This is a genomic window from Pseudoxanthomonas sp. GM95 (assembly GCF_900109775.1).
GTDB lineage: Bacteria > Pseudomonadota > Gammaproteobacteria > Xanthomonadales > Xanthomonadaceae > Pseudoxanthomonas_A.
On sequence record NZ_FOAX01000002.1, the window covers coordinates 1,177,767 to 1,200,135 of the forward strand.

Annotated in this window: 24 protein-coding genes; 18 read left to right on the top strand and 6 right to left on the bottom strand. The window is 67.0% G+C overall.

Going from position 1 to position 22,369, the window contains the following annotated elements; all coding sequences use genetic code 11:
• Positions 1-119: 119 nt before the first annotated feature.
• The 7 genes from BMZ17_RS20965 to BMZ17_RS13275 are packed head-to-tail and all read left to right on the top strand — an operon-like array spanning position 120 to position 5,132.
• Entirely contained in the window at positions 120-554 is a 435-nt protein-coding gene (locus tag BMZ17_RS20965) for a hypothetical protein (RefSeq protein WP_139202919.1), read from the top strand.
• A complete protein-coding gene (eno, locus tag BMZ17_RS13250) occupies positions 538-1,830 on the top strand; it encodes a phosphopyruvate hydratase (protein WP_093139022.1) in 1,293 nt (430 codons plus the stop codon). The genes BMZ17_RS20965 and eno overlap by 17 nt, the downstream gene beginning before the upstream one ends.
• 49 nt (positions 1,831-1,879) lie before the next feature.
• Complete coding sequence (ftsB, locus tag BMZ17_RS13255) at positions 1,880-2,260, top strand: cell division protein FtsB (protein WP_093139023.1); 381 nt, start codon at positions 1,880-1,882, stop codon at positions 2,258-2,260.
• Positions 2,257-2,967 (top strand): 2-C-methyl-D-erythritol 4-phosphate cytidylyltransferase, encoded by a 711-nt coding sequence (gene ispD / locus BMZ17_RS13260; RefSeq protein WP_175485619.1) that lies wholly within the window; start codon positions 2,257-2,259, stop codon positions 2,965-2,967. Before ftsB ends, ispD begins: the two co-directional genes overlap by 4 nt.
• A 4-nt stretch (positions 2,968-2,971) precedes the next feature.
• A complete protein-coding gene (gene ispF / locus BMZ17_RS13265) occupies positions 2,972-3,463 on the top strand; it encodes a 2-C-methyl-D-erythritol 2,4-cyclodiphosphate synthase (RefSeq protein ID WP_093139025.1) in 492 nt (163 codons plus the stop codon).
• On the top strand, positions 3,460-4,491 hold the full coding sequence (truD, locus tag BMZ17_RS13270) for a tRNA pseudouridine(13) synthase TruD (protein ID WP_093139026.1): 1,032 nt from the start codon (positions 3,460-3,462) through the stop codon (positions 4,489-4,491). The genes ispF and truD overlap by 4 nt, the downstream gene beginning before the upstream one ends.
• Before the next feature lie 41 nt (positions 4,492-4,532).
• Positions 4,533-5,132, top strand: coding sequence for a DUF3267 domain-containing protein (locus tag BMZ17_RS13275; RefSeq protein WP_093139027.1), 600 nt, complete (start codon positions 4,533-4,535; stop codon positions 5,130-5,132).
• A 4-nt stretch (positions 5,133-5,136) separates the two neighbouring features.
• On the opposite strand, the gene BMZ17_RS13280 is transcribed toward BMZ17_RS13275, so the two are convergent.
• Positions 5,137-5,676: a Smr/MutS family protein gene (locus tag BMZ17_RS13280; RefSeq protein ID WP_093139028.1), complete on the bottom strand. Its 540-nt coding sequence runs from the start codon at positions 5,674-5,676 to the stop codon at positions 5,137-5,139.
• Positions 5,677-5,769: 93 nt separating this feature from the next.
• Here BMZ17_RS13280 and surE point away from each other — a divergent pair, with 93 nt between their 5' ends.
• Genes surE through BMZ17_RS13300 form a run of 4 tightly spaced genes read left to right on the top strand, consistent with a single transcriptional unit; the run spans position 5,770 to position 8,667 of the window.
• Positions 5,770-6,549: a 5'/3'-nucleotidase SurE gene (gene surE, locus BMZ17_RS13285; protein WP_093139763.1), complete on the top strand. Its 780-nt coding sequence runs from the start codon at positions 5,770-5,772 to the stop codon at positions 6,547-6,549.
• The gene (locus BMZ17_RS13290; RefSeq protein WP_093139029.1) at positions 6,546-7,229 is read left to right on the top strand and encodes a protein-L-isoaspartate(D-aspartate) O-methyltransferase; all 684 of its coding nucleotides are present in this window, start codon (positions 6,546-6,548) and stop codon (positions 7,227-7,229) included. The genes surE and BMZ17_RS13290 overlap by 4 nt, the downstream gene beginning before the upstream one ends.
• Complete coding sequence (locus BMZ17_RS13295; RefSeq protein WP_093139030.1) at positions 7,229-7,843, top strand: YqaA family protein; 615 nt, start codon at positions 7,229-7,231, stop codon at positions 7,841-7,843. The genes BMZ17_RS13290 and BMZ17_RS13295 overlap by 1 nt, the downstream gene beginning before the upstream one ends.
• A gap of 8 nt (positions 7,844-7,851) precedes the next feature.
• Positions 7,852-8,667 (top strand): peptidoglycan DD-metalloendopeptidase family protein, encoded by an 816-nt coding sequence (locus tag BMZ17_RS13300; RefSeq protein WP_254775328.1) that lies wholly within the window; start codon positions 7,852-7,854, stop codon positions 8,665-8,667.
• A gap of 80 nt (positions 8,668-8,747) precedes the next feature.
• Here the strand turns inward: BMZ17_RS13300 and BMZ17_RS13305 are convergent, their stop codons facing one another.
• Both BMZ17_RS13305 and yhbY read right to left on the bottom strand, forming a co-directional pair.
• Positions 8,748-9,122, bottom strand: coding sequence for an Mth938-like domain-containing protein (locus tag BMZ17_RS13305; protein WP_093139032.1), 375 nt, complete (start codon positions 9,120-9,122; stop codon positions 8,748-8,750).
• A gap of 64 nt (positions 9,123-9,186) precedes the next feature.
• Complete coding sequence (yhbY, locus tag BMZ17_RS13310; protein ID WP_093139033.1) at positions 9,187-9,492, bottom strand: ribosome assembly RNA-binding protein YhbY; 306 nt, start codon at positions 9,490-9,492, stop codon at positions 9,187-9,189.
• Between the two features lie 103 nt (positions 9,493-9,595).
• On the opposite strand from yhbY, the gene rlmE reads away from it, so the two are divergent.
• The 4 genes from rlmE to folP all read left to right on the top strand — a co-directional run bounded on the left by rlmE (position 9,596) and on the right by folP (position 13,592).
• Entirely contained in the window at positions 9,596-10,228 is a 633-nt protein-coding gene (gene rlmE, locus BMZ17_RS13315; RefSeq protein WP_093139034.1) for a 23S rRNA (uridine(2552)-2'-O)-methyltransferase RlmE, read from the top strand.
• A 72-nt stretch (positions 10,229-10,300) separates the two neighbouring features.
• Positions 10,301-12,244 (top strand): ATP-dependent zinc metalloprotease FtsH, encoded by a 1,944-nt coding sequence (ftsH, locus tag BMZ17_RS13320; protein ID WP_175485579.1) that lies wholly within the window; start codon positions 10,301-10,303, stop codon positions 12,242-12,244.
• Positions 12,245-12,454: 210 nt separating this feature from the next.
• Positions 12,455-12,652: a hypothetical protein gene (locus tag BMZ17_RS13325; protein ID WP_175485531.1), complete on the top strand. Its 198-nt coding sequence runs from the start codon at positions 12,455-12,457 to the stop codon at positions 12,650-12,652.
• A gap of 40 nt (positions 12,653-12,692) precedes the next feature.
• On the top strand, positions 12,693-13,592 hold the full coding sequence (gene folP / locus BMZ17_RS13330) for a dihydropteroate synthase (protein WP_093139037.1): 900 nt from the start codon (positions 12,693-12,695) through the stop codon (positions 13,590-13,592).
• A 9-nt stretch (positions 13,593-13,601) separates the two neighbouring features.
• Here folP and BMZ17_RS13335 read toward each other — a convergent pair whose 3' ends face one another.
• The 3 genes from BMZ17_RS13335 to BMZ17_RS13345 are packed head-to-tail and all read right to left on the bottom strand — an operon-like array spanning position 13,602 to position 17,726.
• Positions 13,602-14,114 (bottom strand): gluconokinase, encoded by a 513-nt coding sequence (locus BMZ17_RS13335; RefSeq protein ID WP_254775296.1) that lies wholly within the window; start codon positions 14,112-14,114, stop codon positions 13,602-13,604.
• 43 nt (positions 14,115-14,157) lie between these two features.
• On the bottom strand, positions 14,158-15,927 hold the full coding sequence (zwf, locus tag BMZ17_RS13340) for a glucose-6-phosphate dehydrogenase (protein WP_093139038.1): 1,770 nt from the start codon (positions 15,925-15,927) through the stop codon (positions 14,158-14,160).
• A complete protein-coding gene (locus BMZ17_RS13345) occupies positions 15,924-17,726 on the bottom strand; it encodes a glycoside hydrolase family 15 protein (RefSeq protein WP_093139039.1) in 1,803 nt (600 codons plus the stop codon). The genes zwf and BMZ17_RS13345 overlap by 4 nt, the downstream gene beginning before the upstream one ends.
• 244 nt (positions 17,727-17,970) lie before the next feature.
• On the opposite strand from BMZ17_RS13345, the gene hflK reads away from it, so the two are divergent.
• The 3 genes from hflK to BMZ17_RS13360 all read left to right on the top strand — a co-directional run bounded on the left by hflK (position 17,971) and on the right by BMZ17_RS13360 (position 22,196).
• On the top strand, positions 17,971-19,104 hold the full coding sequence (gene hflK, locus BMZ17_RS13350) for an FtsH protease activity modulator HflK (protein ID WP_093139040.1): 1,134 nt from the start codon (positions 17,971-17,973) through the stop codon (positions 19,102-19,104).
• Positions 19,101-19,964 carry a protease modulator HflC gene (gene hflC, locus BMZ17_RS13355; protein WP_093139041.1) on the top strand — a complete coding sequence of 288 codons (864 nt, stop codon included), beginning with the start codon at positions 19,101-19,103 and terminating at the stop codon, positions 19,962-19,964. The genes hflK and hflC overlap by 4 nt, the downstream gene beginning before the upstream one ends.
• Before the next feature lie 939 nt (positions 19,965-20,903).
• Positions 20,904-22,196 carry an adenylosuccinate synthase gene (locus BMZ17_RS13360; RefSeq protein ID WP_093139042.1) on the top strand — a complete coding sequence of 431 codons (1,293 nt, stop codon included), beginning with the start codon at positions 20,904-20,906 and terminating at the stop codon, positions 22,194-22,196.
• Positions 22,197-22,369: the final 173 nt, after the last annotated feature.

Consider the following 22,369-nt stretch of genomic DNA (forward strand, 5'->3'; position numbering starts at 1 on the left):
GCTCGGATCGGGCCGTAATCGGCCGATCGTTTGTCAGAGGAGCGATGTACGTCGCTCGCTCTGCTGTACTAGTCAGTCTGTTGTTTGCTGCGACGGGTGCAGCCGTCTCGACTCCTGTCGTGAGCGAGCCGGGAGTTGCAGCAGGGCTGTCGACAAATGAGCTCTACATCGAGTTGTTTAGTGCTTACAAACCTTTGTCGGATTGCATGAGGCCGTTGATAGAGTCAGGCAGAGTTAGTGCGGCCATCGCTGCGAATAGGTTAGCGGCATCCCCTGAATTTTCTGCCTTCCGTCAGGAAGCCATCGGGATATTGGGCCGTTCTGACCCTTCCGTACGAGCTGCAGAAGGCTCAAACACCCCGGAAGAGCAGGCTCGACTGCTGATTCTTGGGCTTGGAAGCATGGCGGCTGCAGGCGATCCGGCCTCTCAACTCGTCAATGCACGCGCAATTGTTCTCGCAATGACTCAACTGGCATGTGTTTCTGATGGACAATGCGTGCCGTCCCAAAACCTTCAATACTGGAAGAGACGTTCCGATGCCGCAGATCACTAAGATCCACGCCCGCGAAATCCTCGACTCCCGTGGCAATCCCACGCTGGAAGCGGAAGTCACGCTCACCGATGGTTCCTTTGGCCGCGCGGCCGTGCCGTCCGGTGCCTCGACCGGCGCCAAGGAAGCAGTGGAACTGCGCGATGGCGACAAGACCCGTTACCTGGGCAAGGGCGTGTCCAAGGCCGTGGCCAACATCAACACCACGATTGCCGACGCGCTGAAGGGCTATGACGCCGCCGACCAGGAAGGCCTGGACCGTCGCCTGATCGACCTGGATGGCACCGAGAACAAGGGCCGCCTGGGCGCCAATGCGCTGCTCGGTGTTTCCCTGGCCAACGCACACGCCGTGGCCGCAGCCAACAAGAAGCCGCTGTGGCAGCACCTGGCCGATACGTCCGAGTCCGACGTGCAGCTGCCGGTGCCGATGATGAACATCATCAACGGTGGCGCGCACGCCGATAACAACGTGGACTTCCAGGAGTTCATGGTGCTGCCCGTGGGCTTCGATTCGTTCTCCGAATCGCTGCGTGCCGGCACCGAGATCTTCCACGCGCTCAAGAGCGTGCTGAAGGGCCACGGCCTGAGCACGGCGGTGGGCGACGAAGGTGGCTTTGCTCCGGATTTCCGCAGCAACGTCGAAGCGCTGGACACCATCCTGGAAGCGATCGGCAAGGCCGGCTACACCGCTGGTGAAGACATCCTGCTGGGCCTGGACGTGGCGTCCTCGGAGTTCCACGACAACGGCAAGTACAACCTGGTCGGTGAGAACAAGCGCCTGACCAGCGAGCAGTTCGTCGACTTCCTGGCCGACTGGGCCGCGCAGTACCCGATCATCACCATCGAAGACGGCATGGCCGAAGACGATTGGGCCGGCTGGAAGCAGCTGACCGACCGCATCGGCAAGAAGGTGCAGCTGGTGGGCGACGATCTGTTCGTCACCAACCCGAAGATCTTCAAGGAAGGCATCGAGTCGCAGACCGCCAACGCCATCCTGATCAAGGTCAACCAGATCGGCACCCTGACCGAGACGCTGGAAGCCATCGCGATGGCCCACCACGCCGGTTATGCGTCGATCGTGTCGCACCGCTCAGGCGAGACCGAAGACACCACCATCGCCGACATCGCCGTGGCAACCACCGCCACCCAGATCAAGACCGGCTCGCTGTGCCGCAGCGACCGCGTGGCCAAGTACAACCAGCTGCTGCGCATCGAAGAAGCGCTGGGCAAGGGTGCGCGCTACGCCGGCCGCAATGCGTTCGTCTCGCTTAAGCGCTGAGCTGACGCGATGACGCCTGGCCATTTCACCATTTGCCTGGGGCGCTGAGATGGCCAAGCCGCGCTGGCTGCTGCTGGTGCTGGTGTTACTGCTGGCCTTCCTGCAGTACCACCTGTGGTTCGGCCGTGGCAGCTCGGGCGAGGTGATCACCATGCGCGCGCAGGTGGCCAGCCAGACCCGCGAGAACGAAGGCCTGCACCAGCGCAACGCCGCGCTGGCGGCCGAAGTGGAAGACCTCAAGTCCGGCGAAGCGGCGGTCGAAGAACGTGCCCGCAGCGAGTTGGGCATGATCAAGCCGGGCGAGAAGTTCTATCGCGTGGTCGACACACCGGAGGGCCAGGGCGCCGCCAACGCCTTGCCGGCCGTGCCGCAAGCGGCACCGCAGGATCCTGCCGATGCCCAGACCGCCGCGGCGGCCGAGGGCAACTGATGCGCGGTGTCTGGGTGATCGTGCCCGCGGCAGGCCGCGGGTTGCGCTTCGGTAGCGAAATTCCCAAGCAATACCTGGAGGTTGGCGGCCAGCCGGTGCTGGCGTGGACGCTGTCCACGCTGCTGGCCCATCCGCTGATCGAAGGTGCGGTGGTGGCCGTCTCGGCGGACGATCCGTGGTGGCCGGGCTGGAGCGAATTCAACGGCAAGCCGGTCATTGCCTGCGTCGGCGGAGGCACGCGCGCCGCGTCGGTGCTGGCCGCGCTGCAGGTGCTGCCCGAGGACGTGCGCGGCGATGATTTCGTACTGGTCCATGACGCCGCGCGGCCGAACCTGGCCGATGGCGACCTGGAGCAGCTGATCGAACGCGGTCGCGAAGATCCGGTCGGCGCGCTGCTGGCTGCGCCGGTGCGCGACACGCTCAAGCGGGCCGGCGACGACGGTGGCGTGGATGGCACCGAGCCGCGCGAGCGGCTGTGGCGTGCACTCACGCCGCAGATGTTCCGGCGCCTGCAGCTGACCCGCGCGCTGGACGAGGCCGCCGGCGCCGGCGTCGATGTCACCGACGAATCGATGGCCATGGAGCGCCAGGGCCTGCGCCCGCTGCTGATCGAAGGCAGCGAAACCAATTTCAAGATCACCACGCCTGCAGACATGGATCGGTTCGCCTACATCCTGTCGCTGCGCGTGCCGGCTTCGGAAAACTAATCCCATGAGCGTTCCCCAGATCCGCATCGGCCAGGGCGTCGATGTGCATGCCTTCGCGCCCGACGGCGACCACGTGATGCTCGGCGGCGTGCGCGTGCCGCACAGCTGCGGGGTGCTGGCGCACAGCGATGGCGACGTGGTCATCCATGCGCTGTGCGACGCGATGCTGGGCGCGCTGGCGCTGGGCGATATCGGCCGGCATTTTCCGCCCAGCGATCCGCAGTGGAAGGGCGCCGACAGCACTGATTTCCTGCGTCATTGCGACGGCCTGCTGCGCGCACGCGGCTGGCAGGTGGGCAATGCCGACGTCACCGTACTGTGCGAACGGCCCAAGGTCGGCCCGCACGCGGCGGCGATGTGCGCGCATCTGGCTGACGTGCTGCGCATCGACGTCGATGCGATGAGCGTCAAAGCCACGACCACCGAGAAGCTCGGCTTCACCGGCCGCGGCGAAGGCATCGCGGCGCAGGCGGTCGTGCTGCTGGTGCGGGTGTGAGTCTTCCGCTGGCGTTCGGGCCTCCGGTACTGGAGGCCGTGTTCCGCACCGAACTGGCGGATTTCCAGGTCGATGAGGTCGATGGCTTCGACGCCCACGGTGAAGGCGAGCACCTGCTGCTGACCCTGCGCAAGCGCGGCCTGAATACCTCGGATGTCGCCCGCAGGCTCGCGCAGTGGGCAGGCATCGGCGAGGTCGGCATCGGCTACGCCGGCATGAAGGATCGCCACGCCGTCACCACCCAGCGCTTCAGCGTGCACCTGCCCAAGCGCGTGGCGCCGGACCTGGCGCTGCTGGCCAGCGATCAGCTGGAGGTTGTCGCGTCGGCCTGGCACAACCGCAAGCTGCCGCGCGGCGCGCTGGCCGGAAATCGCTTCACGCTGGTCCTTCGCCAGGTGCAGGGCGAGCAGGCAGCCATCGATGCGCGCCTGCGGGCCATCGCCACGCGCGGCCTGCCGAACTGGTTCGGCGAGCAGCGCTTTGGTCGCGGCGGCAACAACGTCAACCAGGCGCTGGCGATGTTCGAGGGACGGCGTGTCAAGCGCGAGCAGCGCTCCATGCTGCTCTCGGCCGCGCGCTCGGAGCTGTTCAATCGCGTGCTGTCCGCGCGCGTGAGCGACGGCAGCTGGGAGCGTGGCCTGGAGGGCGAGGTCTGGATGCTGGCGGGCAGTCGTAGCGTGTTCGGACCGGAACCGTTCGACGACACGCTCGCGCAGCGCTTGAATGCGTTCGACATCCATCCCAGCGGTCCGCAATGGGGCGAAGGCGAACTACGCCCGCAAGGTGAATGCGCCGCGCTGGAGCTGCGCGTGCTGTCCGAAGCCGACGGTCCCGCGCTACGCGCAGGGCTTGAGGCCGCGCGCCTGAAGCAGGAGCGTCGCGCGCTGCGCCAGCAGGCCGCCGACCTGCAATGGACCTGGCAGGATGCGCAGACGCTGGAACTACGCTTCGGGCTGATGCCCGGTAGCTATGCGACGGCGCTGCTGCATGAGCTCGGCCCGGTGCGTGAGGCCAATCGCATCGGCTGAAGTTGCATTGCCGGTTCGATCAAGCCAAAGGAGTGGCGACGATGCGGTTTCACAACGGGGTCCCGGAGACACAAGGTTTTACGCCGCAGGACGACGCGCGCTGGTCGCCGCTCGATGAGCCCAGCCAACAACGCTTTCTGGTGTGGGCCATGCTGTGGTCGCTGCCGTGGAGCGCGCTGTTGGTTGGAGCGTGGCTCTGGCCGCTGTTCGCACAGGATGCCTCTCATGCACGGGTGACCGTGCCGCCCTGGACCACCTTGCTCAGTCTGCCAGTGATGATGGTGGTGCACGAGCTGCTGCATATGCTCGCGCATCCAGGCGCGGGAACGCGGCGCGAGTCGGTGCTCGGCGCGATCCCCGCACAGGGCATGCTGTTCGCCGCGTATCTGGGCGAAATGTCGCGTGGCCGATTGATCTTCATCCTGCTCACGCCGCTGTCGGTGATCACTGGCTTGCCGTGGATGCTCTGCATGGCGCTTGGACAGTTCAGTGGTTACTGGGCCGCGCTGTCGCTACTCAACGGCCTGATCTCGATTGGCGATGTGATGGGCGTGTGGCTGCTGCTACGCGGAACGCCTGCCGGTGCCGTCGTGCGTAACCAGGGCTGGCAGACGTGGTGGCGGCGGCTGGACGCGCGCTAGCGCTTCAGCGCGTTGCCGCCAGCAAGACCACCACCGCGCCCGTGCCGCCTTGCGCGGGCACGGCCGAATGGAATGCCAGCACGTCGCTGCGATGGCGCAGCACCCGGTCCACGACGTTCTTCAGCACCGGGATCTCCGCATCCGAGCCCAGCCCCTTGCCATGGACGATGCGCACGCAGGCGGTGCCGCTGCGCTGGGCCTCGCGCAGGAACAGGCGCAGCGCGGTTTCGGCCTGGCCGGCGGTGGCGCCGTGCAAGTCCAATTCGTCCTGAACCGAAAACTGGCCACGCTTGAGCCGGTTGAACAACGTCACCGGCAGCGCCTCGACGCGGTGCGAAAGCACGTCGCCGGCGCCGATCGGCATGGCTTCCAGCGCCTGGCGGAATTCGCTCGCGGCGGCTCGTTCATCGGCCTGCGCCATGCGCGCGATCGGGCGTGGCCGCGGCTTGCGCGGTGGCGTCGGCGCATCGTCCATGCGCCGCACCTGGCCGATGGCCTCGCGGAACAGGCTGGCGTCGTCGTCTTCGTCGCGCACGTCACTCATGTCGTGCAGGGTACGTCGCATCGCGCGGCACGCAAGGGCGAAGCGTCCGGATCGATCCGGTATCATCGGGCGGGCATCATCGAAGGACATTCAGTGCGCGTACTTGTAAGCAATGACGACGGCGTCGACGCCCCCGGCATCCGCATCCTCGCCGAGGGCCTGCGCGCCGCCGGCCACGAGGTCTGGGTGGTCGCGCCCGACCGCGATCGCTCCGGCGCCAGCAACTCGCTGACCCTGGACCTGCCGATCCGCACGCGCCAGCTCGACGAACGCACCATCCGCGTCAACGGCACGCCCACCGACTGCGTGCACCTGGCGCTGACCGGGATGCTGGATTTCGATCCGGACATCGTGGTCTCGGGCATCAACAACTCGGCCAATCTGGGCGATGACGTGATCTATTCGGGCACGGTGTCAGCGGCGATGGAAGGGCGCTTCCTCGGCCTGCCGGCGGTGGCGGTGTCGCTGGTCACCCGCGACCACGTTGCCCATCACTACGAGACCGCCGCGCGCGCCGCGGTGCAGATCGTGGCGCGGCTGAAATCCGATCCGCTGCCGGCCAACACCATCCTCAACGTCAACGTGCCCGACCTGGCGTGGGATGAAGTCAAGGGCTTCGAAGTCACGCGCCTGGGCAACCGGCATCGCTCCGAGGCCTGCATGCCGCAGAACGATCCACGCGGCGGCACGGTCTACTGGATCGGGCCGGCCGGGCAGGAGCAGGACGCCGGCATCGGCACCGATTTCCACGCCGTGCGCCACGGCAATATCTCGATCACGCCGATCCACGTCGACCTGACCCGCTACCAGGCGCTGGAAACGGTCGCCAGCTGGGTCGGCGGGCTCACCGCCAGCCTGGAGCCGGCGGCATGACGCCACGGCTTCACGTTCGCCCAGCCGAAGCCGCCGGCTCCGGCATGACGTCCCAGCGCGTGCGCGATCGCCTGGTCCAGCGCCTGCGCGAAGCCGGCATCGCCGACGAAAACGTGCTCAACGCCATCGGCACCGTGCCGCGACACCTGTTCGTCGACGAGGCGCTGGCCACGCGCGCCTACGAAGACACCGCGCTGCCGATCGGACACAGCCAGACCATTTCCCAGCCGTGGGTCGTGGCGCGCATGACCGAGGTGCTGCTGGCCGGCCGCAATCCAAAGACCGTGCTGGAAGTCGGCACCGGTTCTGGCTACCAGGCCGCGGTGCTTGCCGCGCTTGGGCTGGAGGTCTATACGGTCGAGCGCATCGGCGACCTGCTGCGCCTGGCGCGCAAGCGCCTGCGCCAGCTCGGCATGAACGTGCGCAGCAAGCACGACGACGGCCGCATCGGCTGGCCCGAGCACGCGCCCTACGACGCCATCATCGTCACCGCGGCCGGCCCGGCGCTGGTGGCGGCCCTGATCGAACAACTCGCGCCCGGCGGCGTGCTGGTCGCCCCGGTCGGCGGCGCGGCGTCGCAGGAACTGGTGCAGGTCACCAAGGACGCCGACGGCCAGCTGCAGCAGACCACGCTGGCGCCGGCGATGTTCGTCCCCCTCCTGTCTGGAACCCTGGACTGATGCAGCTCTTCGGACCGTTGTACGCCCGCGCCATCACCTGGTCGCGCCATCGGCAGGCGCCGCGCCTGCTGTGCGGGCTGAGCTTCATCGAGGCAATCTTCTTCCCGGTGCCGCCGGAAGTGATGCTGGCGCCGATGTGCCTGGCCCAGCCCAGGCGCGCGTTTTCCTTTGCCGGCATCAGCCTGGTCGGCTCGCTGCTGGGCGCGCTGGTCGGCTATGCGCTGGGCCACTTTGCCTACGCGGCGGTGCAGCCGCTGATCGATGCGATGGGCTGGCGCGAGGCCGTGGACGGGCAGGTCGCACACCTGCGCCAGCTGGTGGCCGAGTCGCCGTGGCGCGCGTTCTGGCTGCTGGTGCTGGCCGGGTTCACGCCGATTCCGCTGAAGATATTTACGTGGGCCTCAGGCATCGTCGGAGTGCCGCTGCTACCGTTCATCGCCAGCATGATCGTGGGGCGTGGCAAGCGCGTGTTCCTGATCGCCCTGGCGCTGCGCCTGGGTGGCGAACGTGCGGAAGCGGCGCTGCGGCGCTGGATCGAACCACTGGGCTGGATCGCCAGCGTGTTGCTGGTGGGCGTGGTGGGGTACCTGGTGTGGAGGGCGAAATACGGATGAGCAAGTGCATGGACCTGACGGTGTCCCTGAAACGACGTGCGGCGCGGTCGGCCCTGGCGGCCAGCGCGATCGCGCTGCTGGTGGCCGGTTGCAGCACCACGGTCACCCGGACGACCAGCAGTCCGTCCAGTCGCGGCAGCGCCGGCGGTTCGACCTCGGCCAGCGCGCCGCGCCCGGTTTCCGAGCCCAAATACGGCCAGAGCGCGACGGTCCAGCGCGGCCAGACCCTGTACCGCATCGCCAGCGACAACGGCATCGTCGCTTCGGACCTGGCGGCCTGGAATGGCATCGCACCGCCGTACACCATCTATCCGGGGCAGTCGCTGAAGCTGTATCCGCCCGGTGGCGCGCGTCCTGTGGCCGGTCCGGCCGGGACCACGATTGCCACTGGACGTCCGGCCACGCCGGCCTCCGGCACGACGCCCGCGCCCGTGGCCGCGCCAGTCAAGAGCGATATCAAGTGGCGCTGGCCGGCCGATGGCCAGGTGGTGAGCCGCTTCGTCGCCGGTGACGCGGCCAACCAGGGCGTGGACATCGCCGGCAACGGCGGCGACGCCGTGCGCGCCTCGGCCGACGGCGTGGTGGTGTATTCCGGTGCCGGCCTGGTCGGCTACGGCGAGCTGATCATCGTCAAGCACAGCGAGGCCTGGCTGTCGGCCTACGGCCACAACCGCAAGCGCCTGGTCAACGAAGGCCAGAACGTCAAAGCCGGCCAGCAGATCGCCGAAATGGGCCGCAGCGGTGCCTCGCGCGACATGCTGCACTTCGAGATCCGCTACAACGGCAAGCCGGTCGACCCGCAGGGCTATCTGCCGCCGAAGTAAGCGAGTTTCTGAGGCTTGCAATGAAAAGGCCGGGTCATTCCCGGCCTTTTCATTGCTCGGTTCCGGCGAACCTGCCTGACTTAAGCGCCCAGGATGAACCCAGCAACCACGCGCCGGCCTTCGCCCGCCAGGATGTGGAAGGTGCGCGCGGCCGCGTCGTTGGTCATGACCTCGATCCCCACGCCGCGGGTCAGGCAGGCGGCCATGGCCTCGGCGGGCGGAAACACCTGGCATGCGCCGGTCCCCAGCAGGACGATTTCCGGGTTCAGGGCCAGCAGCGGCGCCAGGCCTTCGGCGTCCAGTGCCTGGGCGCTGGCCACCGGCCAGTCGGGATGGAGCGAGGCGGGCGTCAGGATGAAGCTGCGGTCCAGGACCTGCTCGTTCACCTTGGCGCTGCGGCCGTCGGCGGCACGCAGGCTGTAAGCGTAATCGGGGCGTTCGTGGTTGAGCTGCATGGGGTCTCCGTGGCGGGCGTGCGACCTCGCAACGGCCGCCGGGCCCGCAGACTCAGGCGGCGGGTCAGGCCCGCGGCAGGACGATGTTGCGCTTGTCGCGGCTGGGGCGGTACAGCACGACCACGTGGCCGATGCGCTGCACGATCGCCGCGCCCATGCGCTCGGCCACCTGCTGGATCATGGCGTCGCGCGCCTCGCGGTCTTCGGCGGCGATCTTGACCTTGATCAGTTCGTGGCGCTCCAGCACTTCTTCCAGTTCGGCGAAGAAGGCATCGGTCAGCCCCTTGCCACCGGTCTGCAGCACGGCCTTGAGCCCGTGGGCCTGCCCACGCAGGAAACGATTCTGGGCAGAGGTAAGGACGACAGACATGCAGACGGGACTTCGGGCGGTGATGGGTGTTCAGCGTATCATGGGCGCCAACCCCTCTCGGAATCCGCGCGGCCCCCGCAGGCCGCGCGCTTGGCATCTCTCCATGGCCAAACGCAGTCAAAGCAGCCAGCGCTGGCTCAAGGAACACTTCGCCGATCCCTACGTCAAAAAGGCGCAGAAGGAGGGCCTGCGCTCGCGCGCGGCCTACAAGCTGGAGGAGCTGATCGCCCGCGATCGCCTGCTCAAGCCGGGCATGGCCGTGGTCGACCTGGGCGCCGCGCCCGGCGGCTGGTCCCAATACGTGCGCCAGGTCATGGGTGATAACGGGACCGTCATCGCCATGGACATCCTGGACATGCCCTCGCTGGCCGGGGTCGAATTCCTTCACGGAGACTTCAGGGAGCAGGCCGTGTTATCGCAGCTGGAAGCGATGCTCGGCGGGCAGCAGGTAGACCTTGTGCTTTCCGACATGGCCCCCAATAAGAGCGGTGTGGATGCGGTTGACCAGCCGAGGATGATGCATCTGGCCGAACTGGCGATCGATTTCGCCGACGGCCACCTCAAACCCGGCGGTGCGTTCCTGATCAAGTTGTTCCAGGGCGTGGGGTTCGACGATTACATCCGTGACATGCGCCGGCGCTACGAGCGCGTGGTGATCCGCAAGCCGGACGCCTCGCGCAAGCGGTCGCCGGAGGTTTACGCACTCGGGCAGGGAAAGCGCATCCAGCCCAAGTGAGACCGGCCCGCGGGCCGGGGACGAATTTCGCGTTAACGTAGTAGAGCCAGAGGAATACCGAGGCCCATGAGGATGAACGACTTGACCAAGAATCTACTGCTGTGGGTCGTTGTGGCGGTGGTGCTCATGGTGGTGTTCCAGAGCTTCTCGCCGCGCACGGGCGCAGGCCAGGGAAGCGGGCAGGCCACCTATAGCCAGTTCCTGCAGGAAGTGAACAACGGGCAGATCAGCTCGGTGGACTTCACCAACGACAGCGACGGCATCACCAACGCGATCAGCTATAAGCGCGGCGACGGCACCTCCAGCGTGGTCTATGGCCCGAAGGACGACGGCCTGATCAACGTGCTGATCAACAAGGGCGTGCAGATCAACCGCGAGAAGCCGGACAACGGCATTTCGCTCGGCATGATCCTGCTCAACTTCCTGCCGGTCATCCTGATCATCGGCTTCTGGATCTTCATCATGCGCCAGATGCAGGGCGGTGGCGGCGGTGCCAAGGGCGCGATGTCCTTCGGCAAGTCGCGCGCCAAGCTGCAGGGCGAGGACCAGGTCAAAGTCACCTTCGCCGACGTCGCCGGTTGCGACGAGGCCAAGGAAGAAGTCGGCGAGCTGGTCGAATTCCTGCGTGATCCGACCAAGTTCCAGAAGGTCGGCGGCAAGATTCCGCGCGGCGTGCTGATGGTCGGTCAGCCCGGTACCGGCAAGACGCTGCTGGCCAAGGCCATCGCCGGCGAGGCCAAGGTGCCGTTCTTCTCGATCTCTGGTTCCGACTTCGTCGAGATGTTCGTCGGCGTCGGTGCCAGCCGCGTGCGCGACATGTTCGAGCAGGCCAAGAAGCACGCGCCGTGCATCATCTTCATCGACGAAATCGACGCCGTCGGTCGTCATCGTGGTGCCGGCCTGGGCGGCGGTCATGACGAGCGCGAGCAGACCCTCAACCAGTTGCTGGTCGAGATGGACGGCTTCGAGGGTGGCGAAGGCGTGATCATCATCGCCGCGACCAACCGTCCCGACGTGCTGGACCCGGCGCTGCTGCGCCCGGGCCGTTTCGACCGCCAGGTCGTGGTTGGCCTGCCGGACGTGAAGGGCCGCGAGCAGATCCTCAAGGTCCACATGCGCAAGCTGCCGCTGGCCGACGACGTGGTGCCGATGACCATCGCCCGCGGCACGCCCGGTTTCTCCGGTGCGGACCTGGCCAACCTCTGCAACGAGGCGGCGCTGTTCGCCGCGCGCGGCAACGAGAAGGAAGTCCGCATGGACCACTTCGACCGTGCCCGCGACAAGATCCTGATGGGTGCCGAGCGCCGCTCGATGGCCATGAGCGACGACGAGAAGACCCTGACCGCGTATCACGAGGCCGGCCACGCCATCGTCGGCCGCCTGGTGCCCGAGCATGACCCGGTCTACAAGGTCACGATCATCCCGCGCGGTCGCGCGCTGGGCGTGACCATGTACCTGCCCGAAGGCGACAAGTACAGCTACAACCGTACCGCGATCGAATCGCAGCTGTGCTCGCTATACGGCGGTCGCGTGGCCGAAGAGCTGATCTTCGGGCCGGACAAGGTCACCACCGGTGCCTCCAACGACATCGAGCGTGCGACCAAGATGGCCCGCAACATGGTCACCAAGTGGGGCCTGAGCGACCAGATGGGTCCGATTGCCTATGGCGAGGAAGACGACGAAGTGTTCCTGGGCCGTTCGGTGACCCAGCACAAGAGCGTCTCGGACGACACCGCGCGCAAGATCGATGAAGTGGTCCGCGAGATCCTGGACAACGCCTACCAGCGCACGACCAAGATCCTGACCGAGAACATCGACAAGCTGCACACGATGGGCAAGCTGCTGCTGGAGTACGAAACCATCGACGTCCCGCAGATCGACGCGGTGATGGAAGGCCGCGAGCCGCCGCCGCCGATGGGCTGGGCCAAGACCGGCACCAAGAGCGACAACGACGGCGGTGGCACGCCGCCCAAGCGTCCGTTGCCGCCGATCGCCGGTCCGGCTGCGCAGACCTGATCGCAGGCTGCCGTTGATCGTAAGAAAGGCCGGACGTGTTCCGGCCTTTTCTTTGGGTGCGATCCGGTCGGCAACGACGCGCTGCTTGAAACGCCGGGTCTTCCGGCCCGTCACCGCCTGTGGTCACATCCTGCGGCCGCATGCGTCCTGTCCTGCATGCGGGATGCAAGGACGGCGCCGTGCCGCCTGTCCACGCACGAGGCCGGGATGATGAAGCGCGACGCAAAGATGGTGGCATTGGCGATCGGGATCGCCCTCGGCGCTGCGCTGGGCGCGGCGACGGGCGACATGGGCTTGTGGCTGGGCATGGGCGCCGGGATTGGCGCAGGCTGGATGTCGCTACTGGCTGGCCTTGAGCAGGGTGGTCAGCGCTGCGGTCTCCCCAAGCGCAAGCCGCCGCAAGCCTGACGCGTATCATGCGCGCTCGCTGAATTGCCCGGAGCGCGCCATGTTCGACACTTCCCTCCAGCTGGACTGCAACGGCCGCGTGCTGCGGCTGGATCGCCCGCGGGTGATGGGCATCGTCAACATCACGCCCGATTCGTTCTCTGATGGCGGCGCACACGACACGCTGGAAGCGGCCGTGGCGCACGGCCTGAAACTGGCCGCCGAGGGCGCCGACATCCTGGACATCGGTGGCGAATCCACGCGCCCCGGCGCGCAGGCCGTGCCGCTGGAAGAAGAGTTGCGCCGCGTCGTGCCGGTGATCGAACGCCTGTCGCGCGAGACCACGCTGCCGATCAGCATCGATACCTTCAAGCCGCAGGTGATGCGCGCCGCCGTTGCCGCCGGCGCCGGCCTCATCAACGACATCCGTGGCCTGCGCGAAGACGGTGCGCTCGATGCGGCGGCCGAACTCGGCGTGCCGGTGATCCTGATGCACATGCTCGGCGAGCCGCAGTCGATGCAGGACGCGCCCGACTACGACGACGTGGTGGGCGAGGTGCATCGCTTCCTGGCCGAGCGCATCTTCGCGGCCGAAATGAGCGGGATCGACAAGAAGAAGATCGTGGTCGATCCAGGCTTCGGCTTTGGCAAGACCACCGCGCACAACATGACCCTGCTGGCGCAGCTGCAGCGCTTTACCGAGCTCGGCGTGCCGGTGCTAGCGGGCCTGTCGCGCAAGCGCAGCATCGGCGAGCTGACCGGGCGCGACGTGCCGTCCGAACGTGCGGCCGGCTCTGTCGCCGCGCACCTGGTGGCCGCGCAGCGCGGCGCGATGATCCTGCGCGTGCACGATGTGGCCGCCACGGTTGATGCGCTGAAGGTGTGGGCCGCAGTGGATGCGGTGACGATGCCGCGCCAGGAAGCGGCCAAGCCGCAGATCCGCTGGCCGGACGAAGACTGAAGCTGCGCGTCAGCGAAGCTCGGCCAGGCCGGCCAGCGCGTCGGCCACCGTGGCGTCCACCGTGTCCTGCGGCACCACGCGCACCGCGCATTCGTCGGCATCTGGCGGCTCCAGCGTGGCCAGCTGATCGTCGAGTAGGCTGGCCGGCATGAAATGGCCGCGCCGGTGCTTCAGCCGGGCCTCCAGCGTCTGCCGGTCCACGTCCAGCCAGATGAAACACAGCGCGGGATCGGCCTCGCGCAGCACGTCGCGATAGCGGCGCTTCAACGCCGAACACGACACCACTGCGCCCACGCCGGCGGCCTTCTGGTCGGCGATCCAGGCGGCGACTTTCTTCAGCCAGGGCAGGCGATCGACGTCAGTGAGCGCGATGCCCTCGCGCATCTTCTCGACGTTCTCCGGCGGATGCAGATCGTCGGCATCCAGCACGCGGCAATCCAGTTCCGCGCCCAGCACATTGGACACGGTGGTCTTGCCCGAGGCGGAAACGCCCATCACCACGAGTGTCTTGGGAGTGTTCATGGCCTGGCTCCTGTTGCGTGCGGTCGAAGGTGGCGTCGTGGCGTCAGCGGGAAGCGGGCGCCCGTTTGCTGGCGCGCTTGGTCGCGGGCTTTTTGACTGCGGTTTTTTTCGCCACGGCAGGTGTGGTCGCTTTCTTCGCGGCGTTGCGCTTGGGCTTGCCCGAGGCGTCCGGGGTTGAAGGCTTGGCTGCGGCTGCGGTGGATTTTTTTGAGGGTTTCCTGACTTCGGCATTCGGTCGTGCACGCTGCGGTGGGCGCGTGCGGCCCGGCGTCAGAGCACGCCAAGTGCGGCCGCCGTCGAGTGCCAGCAACGCATCGGCGGCGGTCGGACCGGCACTGCCGGCGGCGTAATTGGGGAACTCGGTGGCCGGCTGGTGCGCCCAGGCATCGAGCACCGGCTGGACGATGCGCCAAGCCGCATCGACCATCGCCGCATCCTGGAACAACGCCGCCTCGCCGCGCATGCAGTCGTGCAGCAGGCGCTCGTAGCCGACGGTGTTTTCCTGCGGAAACCAGTCGCGATAACGGAAGTCCATCCGCACCGGCGCCAGCGCCACCGGATAGCCAGGGCGCTTGACGTCGAACTGCAGCGAGATGCCTTCGTCGGGCTGGATGTGCAGCACCAGCCAGTCGGGCCCGTAACCGCCGACGGCGGTGTTGCGGAATGGCGCCAGCGGCGCGGGCTTGAAGCGGATCGCGACCTCGGTGGTGCGCGTGCGCAGGCGTTTGCCGGTGCGCAGGTAGAACGGCACGCCGGCCCAGCGCCAGGTGTCGATGGCCAGCTTCATCGCCACGTAGGTTTCGGTTTCGGATGTGGAAGAGGTGGTGTCTTCGTCGCGGTACGCGGGCACCTGGGTGCTGTCGACCGAACCGGCGGCGTACTGGCCGCGCACCACATCCTCCGGCGCGAGCGGACGCACGGCTTCGATCACTTCCGAGCGCCGGCGCAGCATCGCCTTGGGCGTGAAGTCACTGGGCGGTTCCATCGCCACCATCGCCAGCAGCTGGAACAGGTGATTGGGCACCATGTCGCGCAGCGCGCCGGTGGGTTCGTAGAAGCTGCCGCGGCCTTCCACGCCGATGGTCTCCGAGGCGGTGATCTGCACGTGGTCGATGCGATCGCGATTCCACACCGGCTCGAACAGGCCATTGGCAAAGCGGAACGCCTGGATGTTCTGCACCGTTTCCTTGCCCAGGAAGTGATCGATGCGGAACACCTGGTCCTCTGCCAGCACCTGCGCGACCTGTGCGTTGAGGGCGCGCGCGCTTTCCAGGTCGTGGCCGAAGGGTTTCTCGATGATCACCCGGCGCCACGGGCCTTCTTCAGCCTGCTTGACCAGGCCGGCGCGGCCGAGTTCTTTCACGGCTGCGCCGAAGAAGCGTGGCGCCGTCGCCAGGTAAAACAGCACGTTGCCCTGGGTGTCGTGCTTGCCATCCAGCTCGGCCAGGCGCGCCTTGAGCGCGCGGTAGTCGGCGGCGGCAGTGAAGTCGCCGCGCTGGTAATACATGCGCTTGCTCAGCCAGCGCCAGGTGTCCTCGTCGATGCCATCGGCCTGGAATTCACCGCCGCGCGAAGACGCCTGCTTGCGCAGTGCATCGCCGATGTTCTTGCGCCACGACGCTTCGCTGATATCGCCATGGTCGAAACCGACGATGGCGAAGCGCTCATCCAGCTGCCCGGCACGTTTGAGGTTGTACAGCGCCGGGATCACCAGGCGGCGGGCCAGGTCGCCACGCGCGCCGAACAGCACCAGCAGGCAGGGCGGAGCCAGGGCATCGGTATTGCTGACGCCGGGGGATATGGTATCGGTCATGCATGAACCTCTGCGCTGGTGCGCGTGGCGTTGTGGGCATCGTTGAGGCGGTAGGCGGCGTTGACCAGGGCCACGTGCGAATAGCCCTGCGGGAAGTTGCCGAGCATCCGCTGGCTGCGCGGGTCGTACTCCTCGGCGAGCAGGCCGACGTCGTTGCATAGCCCGCACAGGTGCTCATAGAGCGTGGTGGCGTGGTCGATGCGGCCGATCATCACCAGCGCCTCCACCAGCCAGAAACTGCACGCCAGGAAGGTGCCTTCTCCGGCCGGCAGGCCGTCGGCGCTGCCGTGGCTGCTGTAGCGCTGGACCAGGCCATCGACGGTGAGGCGCTGGGCGATCGCATCGACCGTGGCGACCACGCGCGTATCGTCGGCCGGCAGGAAGCCCACCAACGGCATCAGCAACAGGGCGGCGTCGAGTTCCTCGCTGCCGTAGCTCTGCACGAAGTAGCCATCGGGGTGCAGGCCATGGGCGATGATGTCCGCGTGGACCGCATCGGCGGTCTGTCGCCAGCGCTGGCGGTCCTCGTCGCTGAAGTCGCTTTCGTCGTTCTGCGCGGCGCGGTCCAGCGCCAGCCAGGCCATCAGCTTGGAATGGGTGAAGTGGCGTCGGCCCGAGCGCACTTCCCAGATGCCTTCGTCCGGCTCGCGCCAGCGTTTCTCCAACTCCAGCAGGAAGGCGCGTTCGAGCTGGTCGCCATACGCGCCGGCCGGCATGCCGCGCATGCGCGCGATTTCGAACAGTGCGATCAGTTCGCCATACACATCGAGCTGGAACTGGCCGGCGGCGGCATTGCCGAAGTTCACCGGTCGCGAGTCCTCGTAGCCGGGCAGCCAGTCGGCCGACCATTCGGCCAGGCGCCGCTCGCCGCCGACCCCGTACAGCGCCTGCAGCTGGCCTGGCGTGCCGGCCACCGCGCGCTTGACCCAGTCGCGAAACGCCACAGCCTCGTCGCGGTAACCGGCATTCATCAGCGCCAGCAGGGTGAAACTGCTGTCGCGCAGCCAGCAATAGCGATAGTCCCAGTTGCGTTCGCCGCCCAGCTGCTCGGGCAGTGAGGCGGTGGGCGCGGCGATGATCGCGCCGGTGGGCAGGTAGCTCAGGCCCTTGAGCACCACAAGCGAGCGCTTGACCTGCTCGCTCCAGCGCCCGGCGTGTGCGCACTGACCGGACCAGCTCTCCCAGAAGTCCAGCGTGGTCGCCAGCGCATCGTCCGGATCGACCGCCTCCGGCGGCGGCAGGTGCGAGGCGCCATGGCTCAGTACGAACCAGGTGCGTTCGCCCTCGGCCAGGGTGAAGCGGCCCTGCGAGGTCATGTCGCGGCCTTCGATCGGCACCGGCGTGCGCAGCACCAGTTGGTCAGGGCCGGCGACCGCGCGCAGGCCGTCGTCCTGTTGGGTCACCCACGGCACAATGTGGCCGTGGCCGAAGCGCATGACCAGTTCGGTCCGCATCGCGACCTCGCCACGTACGGCTTCGACCAGACGCACCAGGTGGCTGTGCGTGTGGCCGTTCTGGCTGGCGACCATGAAGTCGACCACGCGTACTTCGCCGGCCTCGGCGGTGAAGGTGGTCTCCAGCACCAGACTGCCATCGCGGTACTGGCGTTGGCTGGTGGCGGCCTCGTCTTCCGGGCACAGCAGCCAGCGGCCGTGGTCCGGGGTGCCCAACAGCGCGGCGAACACCGCTTCGGCGTCGAACCGCGGCAGGCACAACCAGTCGATGGAGCCGTTGCGGCAAACCAGGGCGGCGCTGCGGCAGTCGCCCAGCATGGCGTAGTGCTCGATCGGCGTGGACATGCAACCTGCTTCCAAGGAAAACGGGCCATTCCTACCAGCGCCGGTGTCATCCCTGCGTGCTCATGGGCGCCATTGCGACAGGACGATTCATCCTGCCGTGGGCGTGTCCGGCCTTGTGTTGACGGGGTTGCGGCGCCATGACGGGCCTGTCAGCGGGCACGCCGGTGGCGAGCGGGTAGAATCGGACGGCGCTGCGCCCCGGGATTTGCGGGACACGCGTGCAATTCATCAATTCGGAGTGGGCATGGCCTGGAACACCCCTGGTAGCGGTTCGGGAGACAACGGAAACGGCAACGGGCCGGGCAGGGGGCGCAATTCCTGGAAGCCGGGACGCGACGGGCTCGACGGCCTGCTGGGCCAGCTGCGCAATCTGTTCGGCGGCAATAACGGCCCGCTGCGCTGGATCGGCATTGCCGTAGCGCTGGTGGTGGCCTTCAGCAGCTTCCAGCTGGTTGGCGAGCAGCAGCGCGGCGTGGTCCTGCGCTTCGGCCAGTTCGCCCGGATCATGCAGCCCGGCCCCAACCTGAAGTGGCCGTGGCCGATCGAGAGCGTGACCAATGTGGAGGTCACCACCATCCAGACCTTCAGCAACACCCTGCCGGTGCTGACCAGCGACGAGAACATCGTCAGCGTCACGGTCAACGTGCAGTACCGCATCGATGACCCGCGCCAGTATCTCTACGGCACTGCCGCCGCCGACCAGGTGCTGACCCAGGCCGCGCAGAGCGCGGTGCGCGAGCAGGTCGGCCGGGCGACGCTGGAAGACGTGCTCAACAAGCGCGGCCCGCTGGCCACCGCCGCCAAGGACCGCCTGCAGGCCGCCCTCAACGCCTATCGCTCGGGCATGGTCGTGACCGACCTGACCCTGCCCAACGCGCGTCCGCCGGATGAGGTCAAGCCGGCGTTCGACGACGTCAACAGCGCCCAGCAGAGCCGCGAGCGCCTGGTCAACGAGGCCCAGGCCTACGCCGCGCGCGTGGTGCCCGAGGCCCGCGGTGAAGCTGCGCGCACCCGCACCGCCGCCCAGGGTTACAAGGAGGCCGCCATCGCCAACGCGCAGGGCGACGCCGACCGCTTCACCCTGCTGGAGCAGCAATACGCCAACGCCCCCGAGTCCACGCGCAAGCGCCTGTGGCTGGAGACGGTGGAACAGGTGCTGGCCCATAACCGCAAGGTCGTTGGTGGCGACGGTCGCCAGCTGATCTACGTGCCGATGGAGACGGGCGCGCAGGCAGGCAAGCTGCCGCCGGCGTCCAGCCTGCCGCGCCTGCCGACCGACACGCTGCTGCCTCCCGTGGACAGCAGTGCCAGCAGTTCATCTGCGTCCGACAGCCTGCGTCCGCCGCGACCCACCGGCCGCCAGGAGGCCCGCCCATGAAGACTTCCCTGACCGTGGCCGTGATCGTGGCCGTCCTGCTGGGGCTGATGGGCTCGGTGTTCGTCGTGCGCGAGGACCAGACCGCGATGGTCCTCAACCTGGGCCGCGTCGCCCGCGCCGACCTCAAGCCCGGCCTGCACTTCAAGCTGCCGGTGGTGGAAACCGCGCGCGTGTTCGACCGTCGCTTCCAGATCCTGGAGACCGCGCCTGAGCGCTACTTCACCTCCGAGCAGAAGGATGTGTCGGTCGACTTCTTCGCCATCGGCTTCATCTCCGACGTGCGCGCCTATTACCGCGCCACCGGCGGCGATGCGCAGACGGCCAACAAGCGCCTGGCGCCGATCATCACCAACTCGCTGCGCAACGAGATCAACGCCCGCACGCTGACCCAGCTGGTCTCCGGCGACCGCAGCGAGATCATCGCCAAGCAGCTGGTCTCGATTAATGCGGCGATCAAGAATCTCGGCATGCAGCTGGTGGACATCCGCCTGAAGCAGATCGACCTGCCGCAGGACAGCAAGGTGCTCGGCGAGGTCTACGACCGCATGCGTGCCCAGCGCCAGCAGGTGGCCAGCGCGCTGCGCGCCGAAGGCGAGGAACAGGCCCGTACCATCCGTGCCGAAGCCGACCGCCAGCAGGTGGTGATCGCCGCCGAAGCCGAACGCGATGCCCAGCGCATGCGCGGCGAAGGCGATGCGCAAGCGGCCCAGCTGTATGCCAAGGCCAGCTCGGCCGACCCGGGCTTCTACGCGTTCTACCGCAGCCTGGAGGCGTACCGGAATTCGTTCGCCGATGGCAATGCGGTGATCGTGCTGGACAAGAACGATCCGTTCCTGCAGTACCTGAAGAGTGATCGTTGACCGGTTGGTGTTGATCGATTGAATGTCGTGGAGCGGGGCGCCTTTGGGCGCCTCGCTTTGTTTTGGGGTGAAGGTTTCTTTGTCTGATCGAGATCAAGTGCAGGGCTTCCACGCCGCTACGCGGCGCGTCTTCCTTTTGTCTTGGCAAAAGGAAGCAAAACCGCCAGCGCCTGACACTCGCCGATGCTGCGCATCGGTGCCCTGTGCTCCTCACCGGAAACGGCACGGCGCGGGAACTCGCTTCGCTCAAACACCCGCGCCTCTTCGGCCGTTTCCGCCTGCGGTGCTCGGCTCGCTTTGAAGGCGCTGAAGATCAAGAGCAGAGCAACAGCAAAAGCAAAATCCGCACCGCGCGCGGTGCTGCTCTTGCTTGCGCTTGTAGATCTCCGTGAGGCACGGCGAGGGGGCGAGGCAAAGACCCGCAGGGCACCGTGCATGGATGCACGGTGTTTTTGGAAGGGACATGGATGTCCCTTCCAAAAATCCCTCGCCACGTAGCGGACCTGCGCAAAGCGCAGGCGTGCCGCCCGGAGTGTGTTTCTTTGCCTAGCTTTCTTTGCACAAGCAAAGAAAGTAGGTCGGGCGGCGAAGCCGCACGAAAGCCGTTGCTCTAACGCTTAACGTCGCTCAGCCGTATGCGTCGCCAATCGATCTCGGATTTCAGAGAATGGCCAAGGCGATGCCATGACCTCCGTAACCTGAACGGCACTCCCGCCCCCTATGGTGGCCCCGGTCCCCCAAAACCCGGATAATGCACAAAAGCCGGCCGGGCGCTTCCCACCAGAAGCACACCCACCGGCTTTTTCCGTGTCCTGGGGCACGGCGCCGTGCGCAGGGGGCCCCGATGGCCGCCTGATCGACGCCCGGAAGGCCAACCTCCAGCCAACACGATCCAAGTCCGCGGCCCCGATGGCCGCAACAAACCAGGAGTTACCCGTCATGGGTCAGTCAGTCGTCGTTATCGGTGCCCAGTGGGGCGATGAAGGCAAGGGCAAGATCGTCGATCTGCTCACCGAGGAAATCGGTGCGGTCGTGCGTTTCCAGGGTGGCCACAACGCCGGCCACACGCTGGTCATCAAGGGCAAGAAGACCGTCCTGCACCTCATCCCGTCCGGCATCCTGCGCGAAGACGCGCTGTGCCTGATCGGCAACGGCGTGGTCATCAGCCCGGCCGCGCTGATCAAGGAAATCGACGAGCTGGAAACGGCCGGCGTCGAAGTGCGTAGCCGTCTGAAGATTTCCCCGGCCGCGCCGCTGATCATGCCGTACCACATCGCCTTGGATCAGGCCCGCGAGAAGGCCGCCGGCGGCAAGGCCATCGGCACCACCGGTCGCGGCATTGGTCCGGCATACGAAGACAAGGTGGCGCGTCGCGGCATCCGCATCGCCGACCTGCATTACCCCAAGCAGCTGGAAGAGCTGCTGCGCACCGCGCTGGACTATCACAACTTCGTCCTGACCAAGTACCTGGGCGTGGAAGCAGTCGATTTCCAGAAGACCTATGAAGAAGCGCTGGCTTTCGGCGAATACGTGCAGCCGATGAAGTCCGACGTGGCCGGCATCCTGCATGACCTGCGCAAGCAGGGGAAGCGTGTTTTGTTCGAAGGTGCGCAGGGCGCGCTGCTGGACATCGACCACGGCACCTATCCCTACGTCACCAGCTCCAACACCACTGTGGGCGGCGCACTGGCCGGCACCGGCGTGGGCGCGCAGTCGCTGGACTACGTGCTGGGCATCGCCAAGGCCTACGCTACGCGCGTGGGCGGCGGTCCGTTCCCGACCGAGCTGGACGATGAAGTCGGTCAGGGCATCCGCGATCGCGGTGCCGAGTACGGCGCCTCGACCGGCCGTCCGCGTCGCTGCGGCTGGATGGACATCGTCGCGCTCAAGCGCGCCGTGGCCATCAACGGCATCTCCGGCCTGTGCATCACCAAGCTGGACGTGCTGGACGGCATGGAGAAGCTGAAGATCTGCATCGCCTACGAGTACAACGGCAAGCGCACCGAGTACGCGCCGCTGGATGCGCAGGGCTGGGAAGAGTGCACGCCGGTGTACCTGGAGTTCCCGGGCTGGAGCGAAAACACCCACGGCGTCACCGAGTGGGACAAGCTGCCCGCCGCCGCGCGCGCCTATCTGCGCGCGCTGGAAGAACTGGCCGGCTGCCCGATCAGCATCGTCTCGACCGGCCCGGACCGCGACCACACCATGGTCCTGCAGGATCCGTTCGCCTGATCCAAAGCGGCTGTGTGATCCAGAAAAGGCCCCGGCGCAAGCCGGGGCTTTTTTCATGCGCGCGTGGCCGCGAAATCGGCGAGTTGCCTATGGGTGCACGATTGACTTGGGTTCGGGCGCTGGCTTGAATGAGAGTGCTAGCAGGCCTTCTCCATGTGCCCGCAAAGGTTCTC